11 protein-coding genes are annotated in these 22,545 nt (G+C 69.4%); 6 read left to right on the top strand and 5 right to left on the bottom strand.

What is annotated here, in order from left to right:
* Positions 1-58: 58 nt before the first annotated feature.
* From ACSVDM_RS25920 to ACSVDM_RS25900, 5 genes are all read right to left on the bottom strand, one after another.
* Positions 59-847 (bottom strand): ABC transporter permease, encoded by a 789-nt coding sequence (locus ACSVDM_RS25920; protein WP_439268448.1) that lies wholly within the window; start codon positions 845-847, stop codon positions 59-61.
* Positions 847-1,665: an ABC transporter permease gene (locus ACSVDM_RS25915; protein ID WP_357395593.1), complete on the bottom strand. Its 819-nt coding sequence runs from the start codon at positions 1,663-1,665 to the stop codon at positions 847-849. The genes ACSVDM_RS25920 and ACSVDM_RS25915 overlap by 1 nt, the downstream gene beginning before the upstream one ends.
* Positions 1,662-2,678: an ATP-binding cassette domain-containing protein gene (locus tag ACSVDM_RS25910; RefSeq protein ID WP_439268447.1), complete on the bottom strand. Its 1,017-nt coding sequence runs from the start codon at positions 2,676-2,678 to the stop codon at positions 1,662-1,664. Before ACSVDM_RS25910 ends, ACSVDM_RS25915 begins: the two co-directional genes overlap by 4 nt.
* Positions 2,675-16,000, bottom strand: a complete 13,326-nt coding sequence (locus ACSVDM_RS25905; protein ID WP_439268446.1) for an amino acid adenylation domain-containing protein — start codon at positions 15,998-16,000, stop codon at positions 2,675-2,677. Before ACSVDM_RS25905 ends, ACSVDM_RS25910 begins: the two co-directional genes overlap by 4 nt.
* 102 nt (positions 16,001-16,102) lie before the next feature.
* Positions 16,103-16,513 carry an AMP-binding protein gene (locus ACSVDM_RS25900; RefSeq protein WP_067493144.1) on the bottom strand — a complete coding sequence of 137 codons (411 nt, stop codon included), beginning with the start codon at positions 16,511-16,513 and terminating at the stop codon, positions 16,103-16,105.
* A gap of 381 nt (positions 16,514-16,894) precedes the next feature.
* On the opposite strand from ACSVDM_RS25900, the gene ctaD reads away from it, so the two are divergent.
* From ctaD to ACSVDM_RS25870, 6 genes are all read left to right on the top strand, one after another.
* Positions 16,895-18,634 carry an aa3-type cytochrome oxidase subunit I gene (ctaD, locus tag ACSVDM_RS25895; RefSeq protein WP_067493148.1) on the top strand — a complete coding sequence of 580 codons (1,740 nt, stop codon included), beginning with the start codon at positions 16,895-16,897 and terminating at the stop codon, positions 18,632-18,634.
* A gap of 85 nt (positions 18,635-18,719) precedes the next feature.
* Positions 18,720-19,949, top strand: coding sequence for a phosphoserine phosphatase SerB (gene serB, locus ACSVDM_RS25890; RefSeq protein ID WP_133733910.1), 1,230 nt, complete (start codon positions 18,720-18,722; stop codon positions 19,947-19,949).
* A gap of 56 nt (positions 19,950-20,005) precedes the next feature.
* Entirely contained in the window at positions 20,006-20,431 is a 426-nt protein-coding gene (locus tag ACSVDM_RS25885) for a protease inhibitor I42 family protein (RefSeq protein WP_439268445.1), read from the top strand.
* Positions 20,432-20,488: 57 nt separating this feature from the next.
* Complete coding sequence (locus tag ACSVDM_RS25880) at positions 20,489-21,262, top strand: peptidyl-tRNA hydrolase (protein WP_439268444.1); 774 nt, start codon at positions 20,489-20,491, stop codon at positions 21,260-21,262.
* 143 nt (positions 21,263-21,405) lie between these two features.
* Complete coding sequence (locus ACSVDM_RS25875; protein ID WP_157104673.1) at positions 21,406-21,564, top strand: hypothetical protein; 159 nt, start codon at positions 21,406-21,408, stop codon at positions 21,562-21,564.
* A gap of 18 nt (positions 21,565-21,582) precedes the next feature.
* Positions 21,583-22,419: an ABC transporter ATP-binding protein gene (locus tag ACSVDM_RS25870; protein ID WP_067493152.1), complete on the top strand. Its 837-nt coding sequence runs from the start codon at positions 21,583-21,585 to the stop codon at positions 22,417-22,419.
* The last annotated feature ends 126 nt before the right edge of the window (positions 22,420-22,545 follow it).

Here is a 22,545-nt window from a genome sequence, read left to right as displayed (position 1 = left end):
GGAAGATCGAACGCGCCTGCGGCCCGCCGACGTGACCGGCTGCGCCGGCGGGCCCGGCTCAGCGGCGGCTGGCCCGTCGGAAACCGATGGCGGCGGGCACGGCGAACAACAGGATCGCGCCGACCGACCAGGCGAGGGTGAGCAACAGGGGACGGGCGACCGGCCCGTGGTCGGCGAGGCCGCGCATGGCATCGACGGCGACCGACATCGGCTGATTGCGCACGAGCGGCTGGATCCAGGTGGGGAACGCGACCAGCGGAACGAACCCGGTGCTGAAGAACATCATCAGCGAGGTGAGGATGGTGATCCCCTCCACCAGCGAGGACTTCGCCGTGTAGACGGCCACGGCGGTGACGATGGTGGCGAAGGCCAGCCCGAAAATCACCGGGACCAGCAGGAAGACGAGCGCCGCCAGCGGCCCCTGCTGGAATCGGAAGCCGAGCAGCAGCCCGACGATCACCACGGTGACGGTGCCGAGCAGGATGCGGCATCCCTCGGCGAGGATGCGGGAGGCCAGGCCGGAGGCCCGGTGCACGGGCAGCACCCAGAATCGGGCGAGCAGCCCGGCGTCGCGTTCGCGGCCGAGCAGTACCCCGCTCGCCACAGCACCGGACAGGGCGCCGACGATCGCGACCATCGGGACCGAGCTGGACAGCGCGTTCTCCCCGGTGAACCGCTCGATCTGGCCGCCGACCACGATGTCGAGCATCACGAGCAGCAGGCACGGGATGAACAACGCCTCGAGCACGGTGATCGGATTGCGGGCCCAGCGCAGCAGCAGCCGCTGGGTCTGGATCGTGGTCTGCCGGACCAGTGCTACCGGTGAGGTTTCCGACTGCGATGTCATCACGCCCTCCTCGAACTCAGCCGGATCGCCGCCGGGGTGCAGATCAGCAGGATCGCGGCCAGCCACAGCAGCGATGGCCCCATCAGCGACCAGCTCACCGCACCGGTGTCGGCCTTGGTGTCACCGGCGAGCGCGCGCAATCCGGTCGCGAACTGCGAGACGGGCTGGTTGCGCACGAACCACTGGACCCAGGTGGGGAACTGGTCCGCCGGTGCCAGGCCCGTCGAGAGCATGCCGAAGATCAACGGCGGCAGCATCAGCGCCTGCGAGGTGGTCTCCGGGCTTTTGGACAGCGTGCCGATCACATCGGCGCCCAGGGTGAACGCGATGCCGATGAGCAGCGAGAAGGCCAGGAACCCGAGGGTGTGCGCGGCGTCGAGCCGGAACCGGAACCCGATCACATAGCCTGCCGCGATCGCCGCCGCCAGCGACAGCAGCAGCCGGAACAGATTGCCCGACATGCGTGCCGCCACCGGGACCAGGGGTCGCAGTGGCATCGAGGCGAATCGCCGGTCGATCCCGGCGACGGAATCGGTGGCCGATCGGAAGGCGGCCGAGATGGCCGTGAACGCCGCCGCCTGCAAGATGACCAGCGGCATCATGTACTGGGCGTAACTGCTGAAACCGTTGCCGGAGAACGACATCACCGTCTTCAACGGAATGTAGAAGCTCGCGGTGAACGCCGCGGGTGCCAGCAGCGAGGCGAGTACCTCACCGGATTTGACCGACGGCACGATCAGCCGGGTGGTCAGTACCCACCACTGTTGCAGCGTGTTCGGGGCGGCGCGCCAGTGCGTCTGCCAGGTGGTGGCGGTCATGAGATCACCCGCGGGGTGGATTCGGTCGAGGCGAGGTGACCGGTGAGCTGGAGGAAGACGTCGTCGAGCGAGGGCCGTCGCAGGGCGATGTCGACGAGTTCGAGTCCGGCGTTGTCGAGCCGCCGCAGGGCTTCGGCGAGCGTTTTCGCGCCGTCGGGGGAGGGGATGGTGATGCGGTCCGACTCCGGGGTGAGGGCCGCCAAATGCTCGGCGGGGAGCAAGGTGCCGAGCGCCGCCACGATCGCGGGCAACTCCTGCAGATCCAGTGGCACGATCTCGCAGTAGCTGCCGCCGGTGCGGTGCTTGAGCTCGTCGGCGGTGCCCGAGGCGATCACCACACCGTGGTCGATCACGATGATCCGGTCGCTGAGGGCGTCGGCCTCCTCCAGGTACTGGGTGGTGAGCAGGGTGGTGATGCCCGCGCTCTTGAAGCTGCGCACCAGATCCCAGACGCCCTGCCTGCTGCGCGGGTCGAGACCGGTGGTCGGCTCGTCGAGGAACACCACGTCGGGCCGCACCACCAGGCCGCAGGCGATGTCGATGCGGCGCCGCATGCCGCCCGAGTAGGTGCCGACGCGTCGGTCGGCGGCCTGGTCGAGGTCGAATTCGCCGATGAGCTCGGTGGCCCGGGCACGGGCGGCCGGTTTGCGCAGACCCATCAGCCTGCCGAACATCACCAGGTTCTCGTAGCCGCTGAGCATGTCGTCGAGCGCGGCGTACTGACCGGTGAGCATGATCCGTTTACGCACCGCGGCCGGGTCGGCGACGACATCGTGGCCTGCGACCGTCGCCCGGCCGCGGTCGGGCATGACGAGGGTGGACAGGATGTTCACCATGGTCGTCTTGCCCGCGCCGTTGGGGCCGAGGATGCCGAGCACCTGCCCGGGCGCGGCCTCGAAGTCGATGCCGCGCAGAGCGCGCACCTCCCCGAAGGATTTCTCGATCCCCTCGACGACGACGCCACCGGTGCCGGTGCGCGGAGGGCTCTGTACGGCAGTGTGTTCGACACTCATATCCGGTCTCCTGCTTCCATGTGGTCGTCGAGCACCGGCGCGATGACCGACAGTGCGTAGGGGTTGGTCAGGTCGTCGTGGGACACGTCGACGTCGTGGTTGACGATGTCGCCGGTCACGTAGGGCCGCCAGCCGTCGGGTCCCATCCATTCGGCGGGGTCGACGGTGGCGCTGAAGTACAGGACATCGCCCTGGTAGACGGGGCGCCGGTAGCCGGTCCTGGTCCCCGCGGAGGCGTTGTAGGAGCCCGCCATCCGCTCGATGGTCGCGGCATCGATGAGTTCGACGCCGCCGAGCCGGGCGGTGATGAGGTCGGCCGCCTCCTCGGCCGTCGAGGTGGCGGGCACGTCGTCGATGCCGAAGATCGCCCCGAAGGTGTTGATGAACGCACCGGGCGAGAGGCGTTCGATGGTGTCACCGTCGATGTCGGCGGTGTCGGTGTCCAGGAGCGCGACCACCCCGACTCGCTCACCCGCGGTAGCCAATTCGACCGCCATGGCGTGGGCGATCAGGCCGCCGAAGGACCAGCCGAGCAGGTGATACGGACCGGTCGGCTGGACGGCGCGGATCTCGCGCACGTAGCGGTGGGCGAATTCCTCGATGGACCGAGCCGATGGTTCCCGGCCGCTGAGATCGGGCGCTTGCAGCCCGTAGATCGGTCGTCCCGGGCGTAGTTGCTCGGCCAATCCCAGGTAGCTCCACGACATTCCGGAGGAGGAGTGGACGCAGAACAGGGCGGGGCGGTCGCCGCCGGGTCGGATCGGCAGCAGGACGTCGAGGCCGAGGCCCGCCGGTCCTGCCTTGGTGGGTGCGGTGCGGGCGGTCATCGCGGCGGCTTCGTCGGCCGAAGCGGTTCGGGCGGCGGGTGTTTCGGTGAAGCGCGCGGCCGCGCGCAGTGCCTCGGCCCACAGGTCGGCGAGCTCGGTGACGTCTGCCTCGGCCAGTAGTTCTGCGGCGTAGCCGAATTCGGCGTGCAGGCGTTCGCCCGTGACCATCGCGTTGATGTCGACGGCCGACATGATCGGCACGTCCTGGTGTTCGGGTGCGTCCAGGTCGCCGAGCGCGTCGGTGGGTAGCCACCCGAGTCCTTCGAGACCCGCGGGGGTTTCCACGGAGGTGTGCCTGCCCAGGTAGTTCAGGCAGATCTGGCCGGGAAGCCGGGCCGGGAGTTGTTGCGCGGCCGTAGGATTCAGGTAGCGCAGCATCCCGAAGCCGATGCCTTTGTCCGGCACCGACAGCAGGTCGTGCTTCACCGCACGGATCGCCGCACCCATCGCGGGACCGCCCGCGAACGCCTCGTCGACGTCGACGCCGGCGAGGTCGAGCCGGACCGGGTACAGGGTGGTGAACCAGCCGATGGTTCGCGACAGGTCGGCGCCCGGCACGATCTCCTCCTGCCTGCCGTGGCCTTCCAGCCGCAGCAGCGCCGAACGTTCGGTGACGCCGCGGCGCCTGCGCCACCGCACCAGGGCCAGTGCGAGGGTGGCCAGCAGTGCGTCGGTGACCGTCCCCTGGAACAGCCGGGGCAGGGTGGTGAGCAGGGCCGCTGTGGTGTCCTCGTCGACCTCGATGCCGAAACGGCGCACGGTGCGTGCCTGATCGATCGCCGGATCGAGGTGTCGTGTGCCGAGCAGCGGGTCGGGACCGTTCACCACCTGTTGCCAGTAGTCGAGTTCGGATTCGCGCCGTTCGGAGTTCGCCTGCTCGGTGAGGGCGTGCGACCAGCGCCGCATCGAGGTGCCGATCTCGGGGAGCACCGGCATGGTGCCCGCGTCGACCTGCGCCCAGGCGGCGATCAAGTCCTGCACCAGGATTCGCCACGACACGCTGTCGATCGCGAGATGATGGGCCACCACGATCAGTCGACCGGGCCGGGTGTGCGACCCGGCGTCGCCGACGGGGTCGAGCCACACGAATTGCAGCACGACACCATCGGCGGGACGCAGCCGGTTCATCGCGGTGTCGAGTTCGGTCTGCGCGAATTCCCGCAGGTCGACCGGGTCGGCGGCGGAGTCGAACGCGGTGCGGTGCACCAGTGCGTCGACGTTCACCGACCCCGGTTCGGCGACCCGCAGCCGCCAGCCGTCCGCGCTCGCCCACAGCCGCGATCGGAGCATGTCGTGCCGGTCGATGACGGCCGTGAGCGTGGCGACGAGCGCGGCCCGGTCGATGCCGACGGGCAGTTCGAGGACCGCCGTCTGGGCGAACCGGTCGAAGTTCCCGCCGCGTTCGACCATGTACCGCACGATCGGGGTCAGCGGGAGGTCGCCGGTGCCGCCGCCGGGCAGCTCGGCGAGCGCTTCGACGGTGTCGGCGGCATCGATCGCGGCGCCGAGCGCGGCAACGGTGCGGTGTTCGAACACCTGCAGGGGCGTGCAGTGCACACCGCGCAGCTTGGCCTGGGTCACCAGCTGGATCGCGAGGATGCTGTCGCCGCCGAGCGCGAAGAAGGAATCGTCGACACCTACCTGATCGCGGCCGAGCAGTTCGGCGTACACCTCGGCCAGCACCTTCTCGGTCGGTGTCTCCGGTGCTCGATAGGGTGCCTCGTCGGTGACGAAAACCGGTGCGGGCAGCGCCTTTCGATCGAGTTTGCCGACTGCGTTGACCGGGATCTCGTCCAGGACGACGAAGGCGGCGGGCACCATGTACGCGGGCAGGGTGTCGGCCGCGAGGGCACGGACGCGGTCGACGTCCAGCTCGGTGCCGGGCACGCGCACCAGGTAAGCGGCGAGCGCGGTGGCTCCGGTGGGACCGGGAACACCCAGTGTCACAGCGACTTCCACCCCGTCGATACCGCTGAGCACCGCATCGATCTCGCCGAGTTCGATGCGCTGACCACGCACTTTCACCTGGAAGTCGGTGCGGCCCAGGTACTCCAGGGCGAGCCCGGACGCGCCACGAGTCCAGCGCACCAGGTCGCCGGTGCGATAGAGCAGGTCACCGGGCGCGCCGAACGGGTCGGCCACGAACCTGGCCGCCGTCAGCCCCGGCCGGGCGTGGTAGCCGCGCGCCAGTGCGGTGCCCGCGAGGTAGAGCTCACCCGCGACACCGACCGGCACCGGGCTCAACCGGTCGTCGAGGACGAGCGCCGCCGCACCACGCACCGGAGCGCCGATGGTGACCGGCTCCGTCGCCGACAGCGGGCCGGAACCCGTTGCCCAGATGGTGTATTCGGTCGGGCCGTACAGGTTGACCATCGTCCGCCCGTCGGTGCCACCGCACCACCGCGCGACCAGGTCGGGACCGACCGCTTCGCCTGCCACCGCGAGGACCCGCACACTCGACACTCCGGCGGGGTCGATGGTGGACAGTGCCGAAGGGGTGATCACCATGTGGGTCACACCCTCGGCCGCGATGAGTTCGGCCAGGGGTGCGCCGCCGAACACGTCCGGCGGGGCGATGACGGAGGCGGCGCCGCAGCCGAAGGCCATCAGTGCCTCGAAGATCGAGGCGTCGAAACTCGGTGAGGCGACCTGCAAGACGCGGGCCTGCTCGTCCAAACGCAGATCGGCGCGCTGGGCGGCGACCAGATCGGCCAGGCCACGGTGGGTGACGGTGACGCCCTTCGGGGTGCCGGTCGACCCGGAGGTGTAGATCATCCAGGCCGGGTTCTCGACCCTGATCGGCGCCGGGAGGTCGTCGAGCGCGCTGTCGTCGGCGTTGTCCAGGTGCGCGGCGAAGCCCGGGTCGTCGAGGATCAGCCAGCGGGTGGCGTCCGACAGTGCCGGCCGGTACTCGGCGGTCGTGATCCCGATCCGCGCACCGGAATCGGTGAGCATGTGCTCGATGCGATCCACCGGATGTTTCGGATCGACCGGCAGGAACGCCGCGCCCGCCTTCGCCGAGGCCCAGATGCCGAGATGCAGTTCGGGGCAGCGCGGAAGGCCGAGGGCGACAACGGTTTCCGTGCGCGCGCCCGCCGCGATGAGCAGCCGGGCCAGCTGGTTCGAGCGGGCATCGAGAGTGCGGTAGGTCGTCGTGCCGCCGGTGCCGGCGACCAAGGCGGCACGGTCGGGGTAGGTGGTCGCCGTGGTGGTGAGCAGCTGGGCAAGGGTGGTCGTTCCGGCGGTGGCGGGACCGAGCACCGGAACCAGTTCGGCGCGTTCGGATTCGTCGAGGATGTCGATGTCGGACAGGCGGGTGTCGGGGGCGGTGAGGACTGTGGTGACTACCTGCTTCCAGCGGGCGGCGAACGAGGTGACGGTGGCGGGGTCGAACAGGTCCGTCGCGTAGGTGAGGACGCCGTCGATGCCCGCCGCACCGGCGTCGGTGAAGCGTTCGCGCAGGTCGAGGGTGAGGTCGAAGGCCGAGGAGCGCCGGTCGAAATCCTCGACCTCGAAGCGCAGGCCGGGCAGCTCGAGGACCGGCTCCACGAAGTTCTGCAGCGACAGCGACACCTGGAACAGCGGGTGATGCGCGGTGGACCGGGTGGGATCGAGGGCTTGGACGAGCTGTTCGAACGGTACGTCGGCATGAGCGAACGCGTCGAGATCGGTGGCGCGGACGGTGGCGAGCAGCTGCCGGAAATCGGTGCCGGGGTCGACCGGTGTGCGCAGCGCGAGGGTGTTCACGAACATCCCGACCAGGTCGTCGAGGGCCGCGTCGCCCCGGCCGGCGATCGGGGTGCCGATGACCACGTCGTCGGTGCCGCCGAGCCGGGCCAGCAGGACCGCCAGCGCCGCGTGCACCACCATGAAGACGCTCACATTGTGGGCGGCGGCGAAGTCGATCAGCGCGCGGTGTGTCTGCTCGTCGATACCGAAGTCCACGTCGTCGCTGCGCATCGTCTGCACGGCCGGTCGTGGCCGGTCCGAGGGGAGTTCCAGCGCATCCGGCGCACCGGCGAGCGTTTCGCGCCAATACCGGATCTGCTGGGCAGCAAGCGATTCCGGTTCCGTGGTGGAGCCGAGCAGCTCGCGATGCCAGAGCGCGAAGTCCGCGTACTGCACCGCGAGTGGCGGCCGTGACGGTGCCGCACCCGCGACCCGCGCCGAATACGCGGCGACCAGATCGGCGGCCAAGGGTGCCATCGACGCACCGTCGGCGCTGATGTGGTGCACCACGAGAACCAGGACATGGTCGGTCACACCATCAGCGGTTTCGTTGCCCGCGGGCCGGACAGACGCGGGCGGACGCTCGGCTCCAGCACGCTGCGGGTGCGCAGAAGGGCGCTGTGGCATGGCCGGAGACGAGTCCGACAACGCCCTGTCGACCGGCTCGGTGTCCCGATCTCGGTTCACGGCGGCGGGACGAACCGCGAACAGTCCGACGCGCAGGGGTCCCTCACGGGTGAGGTCGAACCCGGTACCGGCCAGCTCGTTGATCCGATCACGCAGTGCGGCACCGTCTTCGGTCTCGATCAGCGGCATCACCGGCGTGGCGGTGTCGATACCGACGACGACCTGACGTGGGCCCTCGGCGTCGGCGGGGTAGCGGGTGCGCAGGCTTTCCTGACGGTCGATCACGTCGATGAGGGCCGCGCGCATGGCCGCGACGTCCAGGGCGCCGGTGAGGCGGAGCGCGATCGCGATGTTGTAGGCCGACGAGGCCGGATCGAGCTGGTTGAGCACCCACATGCGCTGCTGGGCCGGGGACAGCGGAAGGCGATCCGGGCGCACCCGTGGCGCGAGCGCGGGACGTCCTGGGCTGCCCTCGGCGGCGGGAACCACCCGCGCCGACAGCTGCGCCACCGTCGGCGCGTCGAACAGATCGCGCAGCGCGATGGTCGAACCGAGCGCCGCATTGACTCGCGCCACCACCTTGGTCGCGCTCAGCGAATTGCCGCCGAGCTCGAAGAACGACTGATCGACGCTCACCCGCTCGCTGCCGAGCACCTCGGCGAAAACTTCGGCGACAGCCTGTTCGACGGGCGTGCGCGGCGCGAGATACGCCTGCCCGGCCGCCGAGAAGTCCGGTACCGGAAGGGCTTTGCGGTCCAGCTTGCCGACCGGTGTGAGCGGGATGTCGTCGAGCACGACAACATACGCGGGCACCATGTAACCGGGCAGTTCCGCCGCGACGCGCGCCCGCAACCGCTCGGTGTCGAGTTCGACGTGCGGGACCGGCAGCACATAGGACACGAGCACGGTCGCGCCCGCCGGTCCTTCGCGCCCGATGGTGACCGCGTAGTCGACCTCCTCGTCGCGCGAGAGCACCGCGTCGATCTCGCCGAGCTCGATGCGCAGACCGCGGATCTTCACCTGGAAGTCGCTGCGGCCCAAGTACTCCAGGGTGAGCCGGCCGTCCGTGGCGGTCACCCAGCGCACCATGTCGCCGGTCCGGTACATGCGCTCACCGGGTGCGCCGAACGGATCGGCGACGAAGCGACCGGCGGTCATCTCGAAGCGGTTGAAGTAACCGCGGGCCAGCGCGGGGCCCGACAGGTACAGCTCACCGGCGATACCGACCGGGACCGGCCGCAACCAGCTGTCGAGCACCACCACCGCCGCACCGCGAATCGGCCCACCGATGGTGACCGGCGCACCGGCCACGAGTTCGGCGGGACCGGTCGCCCAGATACTGAACTCGGTCGGCCCGTACAGGTTCACCATGCGCCTGCCCGCGGCCCACTTCTCGATGAGCTCGGGGGTGGCCGCTTCGCCCGCCACCGCGAGAACCCGCAGGTCGGTGAGATCGGTGGGTTCCATCGTGGCCAGAGCCGACGGGGTGATCACCGCGTGGGTGACGCGTTCGGTGCGCAGCAACGTCTCCAGTTCGCTGCCGCCGTACACCTCCGGCGGGGACACCACGAGCCGTCCACCCGCCGCGTGCGCGGTGAGCATTTCGAAGACCGACGCGTCGAAGCTGGGGGAGGCCACCTGCAACGCGCTCGCCGACGGGTCGAGAGCGAGCGTTTCGCGCTGGGCGGCGACGAGATTGGCGAGGCCGCGATGGCTGAGCAGGACTGCCTTGGGTTTGCCGGTCGATCCGGAGGTGTAGATCAGGTAGGCGGTGTGGTCGATGTCGAGGGGTCCGCCGCGTTCGGCATCGGTGATCGGCGCGTCCGACACCAGCATGGCCCGGCGCAAGGTGTTCAGGTCGTCGAGCAGCAGCCAGTCGATGGATCCCGGCAGGGTCTCGCCGGTCTCGGTGACGGTGACACCGATGGGTGCCTCGGAATCGGCGAGCATGTGCTCGATCCGCTCCACCGGGTAGCTGGGGTCCAGCGGGACGAACGCCGCGCCCGTCTTGGCCAGCGCCCACACCGCCACCACCGATTCCAGGGATCGGGTCAGGGCGAGCACGACGAACACCTCGGGCCCGATGCCCCGGCCGAGCAGGACCCGCGCGAACCGGTTCGACCAGGCGTCGAGTTCGCCGTAGGTCATCCGCAGGTCGCCCGAACTGACCGCGATCGCGGCGGGGTCGATGCGGGCGCCCGCCGTCAGTACCTCGGGCAGGGTGCGCATCGGCAGCGCGGGGGCACCGTATACCGGTGCCAGCAGAGCTCTTTCGTCGTCATCGCAATGTTGCAGGCGGGCCACCGGGATATCCGGATTCTCGGCGAGCGCACCCAGGAGCCGAATGAACCGATCCAGAAGAGACTGTGCCGCAGTGAATTCGAGCTGATCGGCCATGAACTTGACGGTGATACGCAAGGTGTCGCCCGCGTCGTCCTCGCCGCGCAGCGGAATCACCATGAGGTTCAGCGGGTACGGCGTGGCGTCGGTGCCCTCCACATCGAGTACACGCATCCCGGCGATGTCGAGGGCCTGCGACAATGCCGCCCGGTCGATCGGATAGGACTCGAAAACCGTGAGTGTGTCGAACAATTCGGCAAGGCCGACAGCGCGATGGATCTCCGCCAGCCCGACGTGCTGATGGTCCATCAGGCGCGCCTGCTCGGCCTGCACCCGCGCCAGGAGATCGGCGACCCGCTCACCGGGGTCGAGCGTCACCCGCACCGGAAGCGTGTTGATGAACAGCCCGACCATCTCCTCGACGCCGGGCAGCTCCGGCGGCCGACCGGACACGGTGCTGCCGAACACCACATCGGTGCGACCGGTGAGCATGGCCAGCACCAGCGCCCAACCCGCCTGCACGAGGGTGTTCACCGTGGCACCGGCGGCGCGGGCGGCGGATTCGAGGGCGGCGACGGTGGTTCGTGGCAGGTCGCGCGAGATCATCGCGGTTTCGGTCGACTCGATCCCGGCCAGGGTGGGGACCGCGCGGGTCGGGGTGTCGATCCCGGCCAGCGACCGCGTCCACGCGTCGAGCGATTCCTGGGCGTCGCGCTCCGCGAGCCAGGACAGGAATCCGCGGTAGGACCGCGGCGGCGGCAGCGGTGACGTGTCGCCGGCGGTGACGTAAAGGGCGAGCAGTTCCCGGACCAGCAGGGGCGTCGACCAGCCGTCGAGCACCAGGTGGTGGTTGGTCATCACGAGGCGGTAGGTGTCGGGCGCCGTCGTGATCAGGGTGAACCGCAGCAGTGGAGGGCGGGTGAGGTCGAAGCGGGTGAGCGCGTCCAGTTCGACCACCCGGTCGCACTCACGCGCCCGCTGCTCCTCGGCGATGTCGGTGAGATCGATCTCGTTCCACTGGATCTCGGCATCGGCGAGAACGAGCTGACGTGGTCCGTCGGCGGTTTCGACGAACGCCGCCCGCAGGTTCTCGTGCCGGTCGACCAGGGCTTGGGCCGCGCGGCGCAGGCGGGCGCTGTCGACGGTGCCGGCCAGAGTGAGCAAGGACTGGACGGTGTAACCGTCGGCGGTGTCGGAGTCGTAGAGCGCGTGGAACAGCAACCCGTACTGCAGCGGCGACAGCGGCCACACATCGGCGAGATTCGGATAGGTCGCCTCCCAGCTGTCGATCTGGGACTGATCGACCGCGACGAGCGCGAAGTCCGACGGTGTGCGCCCGCCTGCTCCATCGGTGCGCGCATGGTCGACCAGCGCGTCGAGCGCCTGTGACCACAGTTCGCTCAGTTCCCGCACGTCGGCCTCGTCGAGCAGCCTGCCCGCGTATGCCCAGGTGACCTCCAACCCCGCGTCGGTGAGCACGGCGTTGACATCCACGACGGCGGCCAGGGGCGCGCGGTCGTCGTTGGTCGCGGCGAAGCGGCGCGGCAGCCACGGGCCCTCGCCGGTGACCGCCCGGCCCAGATAGTTGAAGCTGAGCTGGGGCATCGGCGCGTCCGCCAGGGCCGGTGCCGTCTCGCTGTTCAGGTACCGCAGCAGTCCGTAGCCGACGCCCCGGTCGGGGACGGCGCGCAACTGCTCCTTGGTCGCCTTGACGGCCGAGCCCGCCGAGCCGCCGCCCGCGAACGCGTCGTCCAGGTCGATGCCCGCGAGGTCGATCGCGACGGGATAGACGGTGGTGAACCAGCCGACGGTGCGGCCGATATCGGCACCGGGCAGCAGGGATTCGCTGCGGCCGTGCCCTTCCAGGGTCAGCAGGGTGCCCGTGCGCGCGCGCCAGCGGCACACCGCCATGGTGAGCGCGGCGAGCAGCACATCGTCCGCGCCGCAATGGAATCGCTCGGGAACGGTGGTGAGCACCGCGTGCGCGACCTCGGTGGGGACGGTCGATCGCAGCTGTGCCATGGTGGCGACCACATCACGGGCCGGATCGAAGGTGTCGCGGCCGAACGCCGGGTCGGGGGTGGCCGCGATCCGCTGCCAGACGGGCAGCTCACCGGCACGCAGCGCCGCCTGTTCCGCCTGACCGTGCGCCCACCGCCGGAACGAGGTCCCGACCGGAGCGGGCGTGCCACCGGACGCGGCGATCGCCAAGTCGGGCAGCAGGATTCGCCAGGACACACCGTCGGTGACCAGGTGGTGCAGCACGAGCCAGCACAGCGGAGCGGCCTCCGCGCGTTCGATCAGCACGCAGCGCACCACGACGCCGGCGGCCGGATCGAGCAGGTCCGCCGCGTCCTGCAACGCGCGGTCCACAACATCGTCGGAATCCGACCGCACCACCTCGACGAGACTGTCGGCATCGACCGAACCAGCTCCGGCGACAACCCATTCCCCACCGCGCAGCGAGCTGCGCAGCAGATCGTGATGGTCGAGCAGCACCCCGAGTGCCGCGACGAGCGTCTCGCGGCGGGTGCCGTCGGGCAGACCGATCAAAACGGCCTGACCGTAGCGACCCCACGGCTCACCGTGCTCGATCATGGCGTGCACGATGGGTGTGAGCTCCACCGCGCCGACACCGCCGCCGGGCAGCTCGTGCACCACGGTGGCCTCGGTGTCGCCCGCGATCGCGGCCAGCGCGGCCACGGTCTTGCGTTCGAACACGTCACGGGCGCTGAACGCGATCCCCGCCGCCTTAGCGCGCGAGACCAGCTGAATGGACACGATGCTGTCACCACCGAGGGCGAAGAAGCTGTCGTCCACCCCGACCGTGTCCACCCCGAGCACCTCGGCGAACAGGGCGGCGAGGACTTCCTCACGCGGTGTGGACGGCGCTCTGCTCGCGACGACGCGGGCGCCGAAATCCGGTGCGGGCAGGGCCTTGCGGTCCACCTTGCCGAGTGGAGTGAGCGGAACCCGGTCGAGCACGATCACCGATGCGGGCACCATATACGCCGGAAGAGTCTCGCCGACAGCGGCTTTCACCGCCTCGGGATGGACATCGGCACCCGGTTCCACGGTGATGTAGGAGGCCAGAGCGGTCGCGCCGGACGGTGTCTCGACACCGAGGGTGATGGCGAAGTCGACGGCGGGCAGCCGTTGCAGCGCTGCGTCGATCTCACCGAGTTCGATCCGGTACCCACGCACCTTCACCTGGAAGTCACTGCGACCCTGGTATTCCAGCCTGAACCGGCCGTCGTCGGCGGTCCAGCGCACCAGATCGCCCGTGCGGTACATGCGCGCTCCCGGCGCATACGGATCGGCGACGAAGCGGCTCGCGGTCAGACCGCTGCGCCGGTGGTAACCGCGCGCCACTCCGGGGCCCGACAGGTACAGCTCACCCACGGTGCCCGGTGCGACCGGCCGCAGCCACGGATCGAGCACCAGCCCGTTCACCCCACGGGCGAGACCACCGATGGTGACCGGGCCGCCCGGAGTCAGCGGTTCGCTCAGCGTGGCGGTGACCGTCGTCTCGGTCGGGCCGTACCCGTTGAGCAGCCTGCGCCCGGCCCACTTCGACACCAGCTCGGGCGGGCAGGCGTCGCCGCCGACCACGATGGTGCCCAGGTCGGGCAGCGTCGCCGGGTCGAGGGAGCCGACGACCGCCGGGGTCACGTTCAGATGGGTCACGCGGTGCGCGCGCAAGACTTGCGCCATGTCCTCGCCCGCGTAGGCCGACGGCGGCACCACAGCGAGGGTGGCCCCGGCCGCCAGTGTCACCAGGATCTCCTCCACCGAGATGTCGAAGCTCGGGGAAACAGCGTGCGCGACAACCGAACCCGCGTCGACACCGAAGCCCGCGCCCGAGCCGGCGGCGAGATTCGCCAGCCCGCGATGCGAGACGAGCACGCCCTTGGGCAATCCGGTCGAGCCCGAGGTGTAGATGACGTAAGCGACCTGATCGGGGTGGATCGAGGCGGTCCGGTCGGCGTCGGTGATCGGGGTGGCCCGCTGTGCGGCGACGCGGCCGGTGGTGGCTTCGTCGTCGAGGCAGAGCCAGTCGATCTTGTCGGGCAACGACTTTCGTGCCTGGGTCACCGTCAGGCCGGTCACCACCGCGCTGTCGTCGAGCATGTGCTCGATCCGGTCGTCCGGGTAGGTCGGATCGATCGGGACGAAGGGAGCGCCGGACTTGGCGACCGCGATCGTGGCGAGCACCGATTCGGCAGATCGTGGAATCGACAGCGCCACACCGTGTTCCGGTCCGGCACCGATCGCGACGAGCACACGGGCCAGCCGATTCGTGTAGTCGTCGACCTCGCGGTAGGTCATCGTGTCGTCCACGCCCCAGCGCAGGGCCACCGAGTCGGGATCGATCGCGGCGCCCGCGGCGAGGATCTCGGGCAGGGTGCGCTGCTCGGCCCCGGCAGCACCGCGCGCGGGCACCGAAACGGCCCGCTCGGCATCGGCGAGCACGTGGAGCGACGACAGCGGCGCCTCGGGGCCCGCGGCGAGGAAACGATGCAGGAAACGCAGGAAACGGTCGTGATGCGCGGCCAGCTCCGCGGGACTGTAGAGATTGCCGTTGCCCTGGAGATCGATATGGGTGCTCTCGCCACCCATCCCCGGATACAGGTTGACGAACAGGTCGTCGATCAGCCCGGAGGTGAGCACATGCAGGCGACCGACGACCGGGCCGAGCGCGATCTTGGTGTCCACCATCATCAGGTTCACCGCCGGACCGAACGACACCGCCTCGTCCATCGACCAGCCGAGATCGCGGATGATGTCCTCCTGGCGGTACCGCTGCCGTCGAAGCGCCCCGGTGAGCTCGCTCTGCACGGCGAGGATCGCCGCGCCCACCGTGGTGGTCGGGTCGAGAGCGACCCGCAGCGGGACGACATTGGCCAGCATGCCGCCCGAGCGGCGCAGCGTCGCGGAGGTCCGCGCGGACACCGGCAGGCTCAGCACGACTTCGGGCGCACCGGTCATCGCCGCGAGATAGGCGCCGAAGGCGGCCACCACCGTCGGCGCGACGCCCGAATTGATCGCCGCGGCGACCGAATCCAGTAGGGCGCTCGTCTCGGCGGGCAGCGCGCCCGCGACCCGGGTGGGATGACTGTCGACCTCGGCGGCACGACCGGCGAGGGTGACCGGGTCCGGCAGGTCGGCCAGATGGGTGCGCCAGTACTCACGGTCGGCCGCGAAACGGTCCGAGCTCCGGTAGGCCAGGTCGGCCTCGACGATCCGCTGCAACGGCTCGGCCTTGGCCGGCGGGGGCTCACGGCCGTCGAAGGCGGCGTTGTACAGCTCGCCGGTGCGCTGGACCAGCGCCAGGGCACCCATTCCGTCGAGCACGATGTGATGCATCCGCGAGTACCAGAACCAGCGATCCTCGGCGATCCGCAGCATCGCCAGGCGGACCAGACGGTCACGCGTCATATCCAGCGGCGCGGAGTACTCGGCGCGCATCCAGGCGTGCGCGGCCGCTTCCGGGTCGGGCTCGCCGCGCAGATCCAGTTCGGCGATGTCGGCGTCCAGGGTCGGATCGACGAGTTGATGGGGTTGTCCGTCGATGTCGACCAGGCGAACGAAACCGGTGCCGAACTCGCGACCGGTTTGCCGCACGGCCGCGGTCAGCAATGCGTGGTCGATGGCGCCGCTGAGTTCGACGTACTGGGCGATGGAGATGGGGGTGTCGCCCGCGATGTGCTGGGCGAACCAGATGCCGCGCTGGGCGGCGGACAGGGGGAAAGGATCTTCGGGCGCGGTGTCGGACGCTCGCGAAGAAGGCTGGATCATGAGCTGACCTGCGTTTTCATATGTGGAGCCCGGTGTCCCCGACCGCTTGGTACTGCGCTCTGGGTTCCATTCTGAACCTGTGGGGACCAGACCGGAATGGGTTCAGGAGACCGCGCGCAGATCGATGCCGGACAGCGGGGCGTCCGAGCTCACCAGATAACGCCGCAGGGTCGACCGATCGTCGAGCACCAGCCAGTCGACGGTGTCGGAGAGTTCGCCGCGCCGAGACCTGGTGGTGATCCCGAAACCCGTGTCCGACTGCTCCTCGGCACTCACCGGGACGGCGCCGATCTTGCGCACCGCGGCCTCGGCGACGACGGCCTCCACCCGTGGATCGACCGCGAGGGCGATCCGGTCGCCCGCGCCCGCACCACGGCCGAGCAGGAGCCGGGCCAGGCGGTTCGCCCAGCGGTCCAGGTCGGCGTCGGCGAGTCGGCCGTCGGCGATCGGTGTGCTCGAGCGGCGCGGCAGCTGGATGACGTTGTCGGCGGGTGCGGTGACCAAGGTGCTCATCGTGTTCCCCTCGAGGGCTTGTCAGCGGTGTTTTCGGTACACCTCCAATCTCGTCGCCCAGGGGCCTCGCCGACAGCGACCCCAGCGGTGGGGTGCGCACTCCGAGGGGGCTCGAATACCACCCCAAGGTGGGTGAACCGGATCGGCCGCGCACGAGACGCGCCGGAACCCGAAAGGTTGTCCCCGCCAACCGTTGCACCCGCGCGACCTGCGGAGGAAGATGGCGAGCGGCGCCTACGGCGCGCTGAATACGACACAGAGTAGGACCCGCGCGGAATGCTGCGGCCGCACGGTTTACGATCACTTCAACGCATGTCTGCTGCCCTTGTACGAGGCGCGGTCGGCTCTGCGAGTGACGTACAGGCATCTTCAGGAGGATCAGTGACTGCGGTAGAGCCCAGGCCAGTCCCTCAGTTGGAAGCGACTCGACCGTATCCGGCTCGGACCGGGCCGAAGGGCTCGTTCCTCTACAAGGCGGTCACCACCACCGACCCCAAGGTGCTCGGCACCATGTACCTGGTGACGGCGATCAGCTACTTCATGATCGGCGGCCTCATGGCGCTGCTCATGCGTGGCGAGCTCGCCCGTCCGGGTCTGCAGTTCCTGTCGCCGGAGCAGTTCAACCAGCTGTTCACCATGCACGGCACGATCATGCTGCTGTTCTACGCGACCGCGATCGTGTTCGGCTTCGCCAACATCATCCTGCCGCTGCAGATCGGCGCCCCCGACGTCGCCTTCCCGCGCCTGAACGCGTTCAGCTACTGGCTGTACCTGTTCGGCGCGACCATGGCGACCGCGGGCTTCGTGACCCCCGGTGGCGCCGCGGACTTCGGCTGGACGGCGTACGTGCCGCTCACCGACATCCTGCACTCGCCCGGTGTCGGCACCGACCTGTGGATCCTCGGCCTGGCCGTCTCCGGTCTGGGCACCATCCTCGGTGGCGTCAACATGCTCACCACCGTGGTCTGCCTGCGCGCGCCCGGCATGACCATGTTCCGCATGCCGATCTTCACCTGGAACATCGCGGTCACCTCGGTGCTCGTGCTGCTGGCGTTCCCGCTGCTCACCGCGGCCCTGTTCGGCCTGGCCTACGACCGCCACCTGGGCGGCCACATCTACGACCCGGCCACCGGCGGCATCCTGCTCTACCAGCACCTGTTCTGGTTCTTCGGCCACCCCGAGGTGTACATCATCGCGCTGCCGTTCTTCGGCATCGTGTCCGAGATCTTCCCGGTGTTCAGCCGTAAGCCGATCTTCGGTTACACCACGCTGGTCTACGCGACCCTCGGTATCGCCGCGCTGTCCATCGCCGTGTGGGCGCACCACATGTACGCCACCGGCGCCGTGCTGCTGCCGTACTTCTCGTTCATGACCTTCCTCATCGCGGTCCCGACCGGTGTGAAGTTCTTCAACTGGATCGGCACCATGTGGCGCGGTCAGCTGACGTTCGAATCACCGATGCTGTGGTCGATCGGCTTCCTGGTGACCTTCCTCTTCGGTGGTCTGTCGGGCGTCATCCTCGCCTCGCCGCCGCTGGACTTCCACGTCACCGACTCGTACTTCGTCGTCGCGCACTTCCACTACGTGCTCTTCGGCACCATCGTGTTCGCCACCTTCGCCGGTATCTACTTCTGGTTCCCGAAGATGACCGGCCGCATGATGGACGAGCGTCTGGCCAAGTGGCACTTCTGGGCCACCTTCATCGGCTTCCACACCACCTTCCTGGTGCAGCACTGGCTGGGCGCCGAGGGCATGCCGCGTCGCTACGCCGACTACCTGCCCAGCGACGGCTTCACCACGCTGAACACCATCTCCACCATCGGCGCGTTCATCCTCGGCGCCTCGATGCTGCCGTTCGTGTGGAACACCTTCAAGAGCTACCGCTACGGTGAGGTCGTCACCGTGGACGACCCGTGGGGTTACGGCAACTCGCTCGAGTGGGCAACCACCTGCCCGCCGCCGCGCCACAACTTCTACGAGCTGCCGCGCATCCGCTCGGAGCGTCCGGCGTTCGAGCTGCACTACCCGCACATGATCGAGCGCATGAAGCGCGAGGCGCACGTGGGTTGGGGCTCGGGCAAGCACAACGCCCACGCCGACGAACCCGTGCTGACGAAGTAGCAAGGAACCACCGAACGACCAGGGTGTGCACCTGCTGGGTGACCAGCGGGTGCACACTCTTTTTGTGGGTAAACGAACGGAGCAGATCGACTTGGCCGACACCACAGTTCTCGTGACCGTCACCGGCCCCGACCGACCCGGCGTCACCTCGGTGCTGCTGGCGGCGCTGTCGCGGCATCAGGTGAGCCTGCTGGACGTGGAGCAGGTGGTCATCCGGGGCCGACTCACCCTCGGCGTGCTGGTCTCGTGCCCGAACGACCCCGAGGCGCTGCAGGACGAGCTCGAAGAGGCGATGAACACCGTCGGCATGCAGGTCGACGTGTCGGTCGACGCGCAGATCGGCAAGCCGCCGATGTCGACCCACGCCGTCGTCGTGCTCGGCTCGCCGGTCACCGCGCACGCCTTCAGCGCGATCTCGCGGCTGCTCGCCGGGCTCGGCGCCAACATCGACACCATCCGCGGCATCGCCGACTACCCGGTGACCGGCATGGAGCTCATGGTGTCGGCGGCCGACTCCGGCGCCGACACCGATGCGCGACTGCGCACCGCGCTGGCCGATGTGGCCGTCGCCGAACAGGTCGACATCGCCGTGGAACGCGCGGGCCTGGCGCGGCGCGCCAAGCGGCTCATCGTGTTCGACGTGGACTCCACCCTCATCCAGGGTGAGGTCATCGAGATGCTCGCCGCGCACGCGGGCGTCGAGGAGCAGGTTCGCGAGGTCACCGAGGCCGCCATGCGCGGTGAACTCGACTTCGCCGAATCGCTGCGTCAGCGCGTGGCCACCCTCGAGGGGCTCGACGAATCGGTGATCGAGGAGGTCGCCGACCGCATCGAACTCACCCCGGGCGCGCGCACCACCATCCGCACGCTGCGCAGGCTCGGGTTCCGGTGTGGCGTGGTCTCCGGCGGGTTCCGGCAGGTCATCGAGCCGCTCGCGCACGAGCTGGAACTCGACTTCGTACAGGCCAACACCCTCGAGATCATCGACGGCAAACTCACCGGGCGGGTCACCGGCGAGATCGTCGACCGCGCGTTCAAGGCGACCGCGCTGCGCAAGTTCGCCGCCGACGCGGGCGTGCCGATGGAGCAGACCGTCGCCGTGGGCGACGGCGCCAACGACATCGACATGCTCAACGCGGCCGGGCTCGGTGTGGCGTTCAACGCCAAGCCCGCGCTGCGCGAGGTGGCCGATACGGCGCTGTCGCACCCGTACCTGGACGCGGTGCTGTTCATCCTCGGTGTGACACGTGACGAGGTGGAGGCGGCCGACGCCCGCGACGGCGGGGTCCGCCGAGTTCCGCTGCTCGGCCGTTAGTTCCGGGCACGGCGGGTAATCCCAGCGCAGAAAGAACTTCGGCGTTGGGAGAGTCCGTGCGCAAATTCCTGCTCGTCCCGCTCGCCGTGGCCGGTCTGCTCACCGGCTGCGGCGACGACGAACCGATCCCAGACAGCATCGGATCGACGACGCTCACCCTGCCGAGCACCGCTCCGGCGGTCGCGAAACCGGCGGTCACCGTCGACCAGTCGGCCGCCGGTCGAACGGTGACCCTCGATGTGGGTCAGGAACTGCGGGTCCGGCTGCCCCAGGCCGCCGACTCGGACCAGGAATGGGAGCCGGTGAATCTCGACGAGGGCATCCTGGTCGCCGAGGAACCCGTGGCCGAGGGCCGGACGACGGTGTGGCCGTTGCGCGCGGTCGCCAAGGGGACGACGACGGTCGAGTTCACCTACGGGCAGCTCGAGGAGCCGCCGGTCCGGCCGGAGAGCACCTTCCTGGTGACGGTCGAGGTCTCCTAGCGCGCACGGCTCGCTACGCTGGTTCGCACGTGTGGTGTCGATCGAATCGGGTGTGGTGTGGGTAGCGCGGAACTGGGCGGTGGGGATACCGAGGTGGAGGTCCGCGACGAAGCGGCCGAATTCGCTGTGCGGCATGCGGAATTGGCGCAGGGTTACGGCGGCACCGGCGACCCCGACGACCCGGCCATGGTGCAGGCGATGCAGATGGTGCTGCACATCCCCAAGGCCGAACCACCCGCGCGCAGTGCGCTACTGACCGCCGCTGCCGCCGCCGCGGTCGCGGTGTGTCTCGACCCGCGTTCCGGGCCGGGCGGCGAATGGGAGGCGCGGTACCTGGCGTGGAAACGCTCGCGGATCAGGAAGGTGGCCCGCCGGGCGCGCGGTGCGCAATGGGTGGCGGCCAACGATGTCGACGGCGTGACCGTCGACATCGACGGTGCGCAGGCGCGGGCATTCGTCCCCGGCCCGGTCGGCGCGATCGACCCACGCATCCGCAAACTCCAGATCGGCGGAACCGACCTCGAACACGACGAACCGGGCCCACCCGACCCCGACCTGCCCGTGCTGTGGGTGAACAGCGCGCTGCGGATGTCGGTGGGCAAGGCGGCCGCGCAGGTGGGGCACGCGAGCATGCTGCTGGCGGGCGCCATGCCGGTCGAAGCGGCCGCCGCCTGGGCCGAACGCGAATTCCGTTGCGCCGTGCGCGATGTCGACCCGCGGCAATGGTCCGAACTCGTCGCGCTGGTATCGGCGGGACGTGCTGTCGCCGTGCGCGACGCGGGCTTCACCGAGGTGGCCCCGGGCTCGATGACGGTGATCGCCGTGCCGTGAGACGGCCGACACGCGCGAGCGAATCGGACGGCTGCCGTTGCGGTTCGCGCGCGTCGTCGCGATGTTCGGGTGTACCGGCAGCATTGTGTGGGTAAGACCTATCGGATACCCGTCCGCAGCGAGAGACACACGGAGGTTCCGCCATGATGACGACAATCGCCGTGATCCTGATCGTCTGGGTCGCACTCGCGGTGCCGGTGTCGTTCCTCGCCGCCCGGATGCTACGCAGCGACCTCGGCGCGTCGCGCGAAGCGGCGCGGCACCGAACCGACGAATCCCACCCGGGCCGGTCGTTCCGCTGAGGGCTCCCGTGGGCCAAGATGGAGCGCGTGTCGCAACCCGATCCAGATCTGCTCATCGACTTCTCCGACGTCACCATCCGCCGCTCGGGCCGAACGCTCGTCGGCCCGGTCACCTGGCAGGTCGAACTCGACGAACGCTGGGTGGTCCTCGGCCCCAACGGTGCCGGTAAGACCTCACTGCTGAGAATGGCTGCCGCCGAGGTCCATCCGACCGCCGGGACGGCGAACCTGTTGGGCGAGACCCTCGGTCGCGTCGACGTCACCGAATTACGCCCACGCATCGGCCTGTCCTCGGCGGCGGTGGCCAGCCGCATCCCCGTCGACGAGAAGGTCAGCGACCTGGTGGTGTCGGCCGGGTACGCGGTGCTCGGCCGCTGGCGCGAACGCTACGACGACATCGACACCGAACGCGCCGTCGACATGCTGGAAACCCTTGGCGCCGAACACCTTTCCGACCGCACCTACGGCACCCTCTCCGAGGGTGAACGCAAGCGGGTGCTCATCGCCCGTGCCCTGATGACCGATCCGGAACTGCTCCTGCTCGACGAACCGGCCGCGGGTCTGGACCTCGGTGGACGTGAGGAACTCGTCGAACGCCTCGGCGACCTGGCCGCCGACCCGGATGCGCCTGCCATGGTCCTGGTGACGCACCACGTCGAGGAGATCCCGCCGGGGTTCACTCATGCGCTGCTGCTCAAGGAGGGTGAGGTGGTCGGTCAGGGGCTGCTCGAGGACGTGCTCACGGCCGACAATCTGAGCAAGGCGTTCAGTCAGGCCATCGCGTTGGACCGGGTCGACGGGCGCTGGTTCGCGCGGCGTGCGCGTCGTTCGGGTGGGCATCGGCGCCGGAACTGATCGGCGCTGTCGGGCCAGGACCTTTTGGTATTGCGCCCACAGAGGTACTGGCTGTGTTTTTGGAGCGCTGGCGCGCTCGAGCGCGGCCCCTGGAGGGCCGCGCGAACAGCGCTCGAGACTCGCGCC

The organism is Nocardia sp. JW2 (assembly GCF_051843015.1).
GTDB classification, from domain to species: Bacteria; Actinomycetota; Actinomycetes; order Mycobacteriales; family Mycobacteriaceae; genus Nocardia; species Nocardia coubleae.
Note: the sequence above shows the minus strand (reverse complement) of the source record. Positions and strands in the feature narration are given on the sequence as shown.

Bases quoted from the DNA above. Each gene is read 5' to 3' on its own strand.
- ACSVDM_RS25920 (WP_439268448.1), bottom strand. From the start codon at position 847: ATGACATCGCAGTCGGAAACCTCACCGGTAGCACTGGTCCGGCAGACC.
- ACSVDM_RS25915 (WP_357395593.1), bottom strand. From the start codon at position 1,665: ATGACCGCCACCACCTGGCAGACGCACTGGCGCGCCGCCCCGAACACG.
- ACSVDM_RS25910 (WP_439268447.1), bottom strand. From the start codon at position 2,678: ATGAGTGTCGAACACACTGCCGTACAGAGCCCTCCGCGCACCGGCACC.
- ACSVDM_RS25905 (WP_439268446.1), bottom strand. From the start codon at position 16,000: ATGATCCAGCCTTCTTCGCGAGCGTCCGACACCGCGCCCGAAGATCCT.
- ACSVDM_RS25900 (WP_067493144.1), bottom strand. From the start codon at position 16,513: ATGAGCACCTTGGTCACCGCACCCGCCGACAACGTCATCCAGCTGCCG.
- ACSVDM_RS25875 (WP_157104673.1), top strand. From the start codon at position 21,406: ATGATGACGACAATCGCCGTGATCCTGATCGTCTGGGTCGCACTCGCG.
- ACSVDM_RS25870 (WP_067493152.1), top strand. From the start codon at position 21,583: ATGGAGCGCGTGTCGCAACCCGATCCAGATCTGCTCATCGACTTCTCC.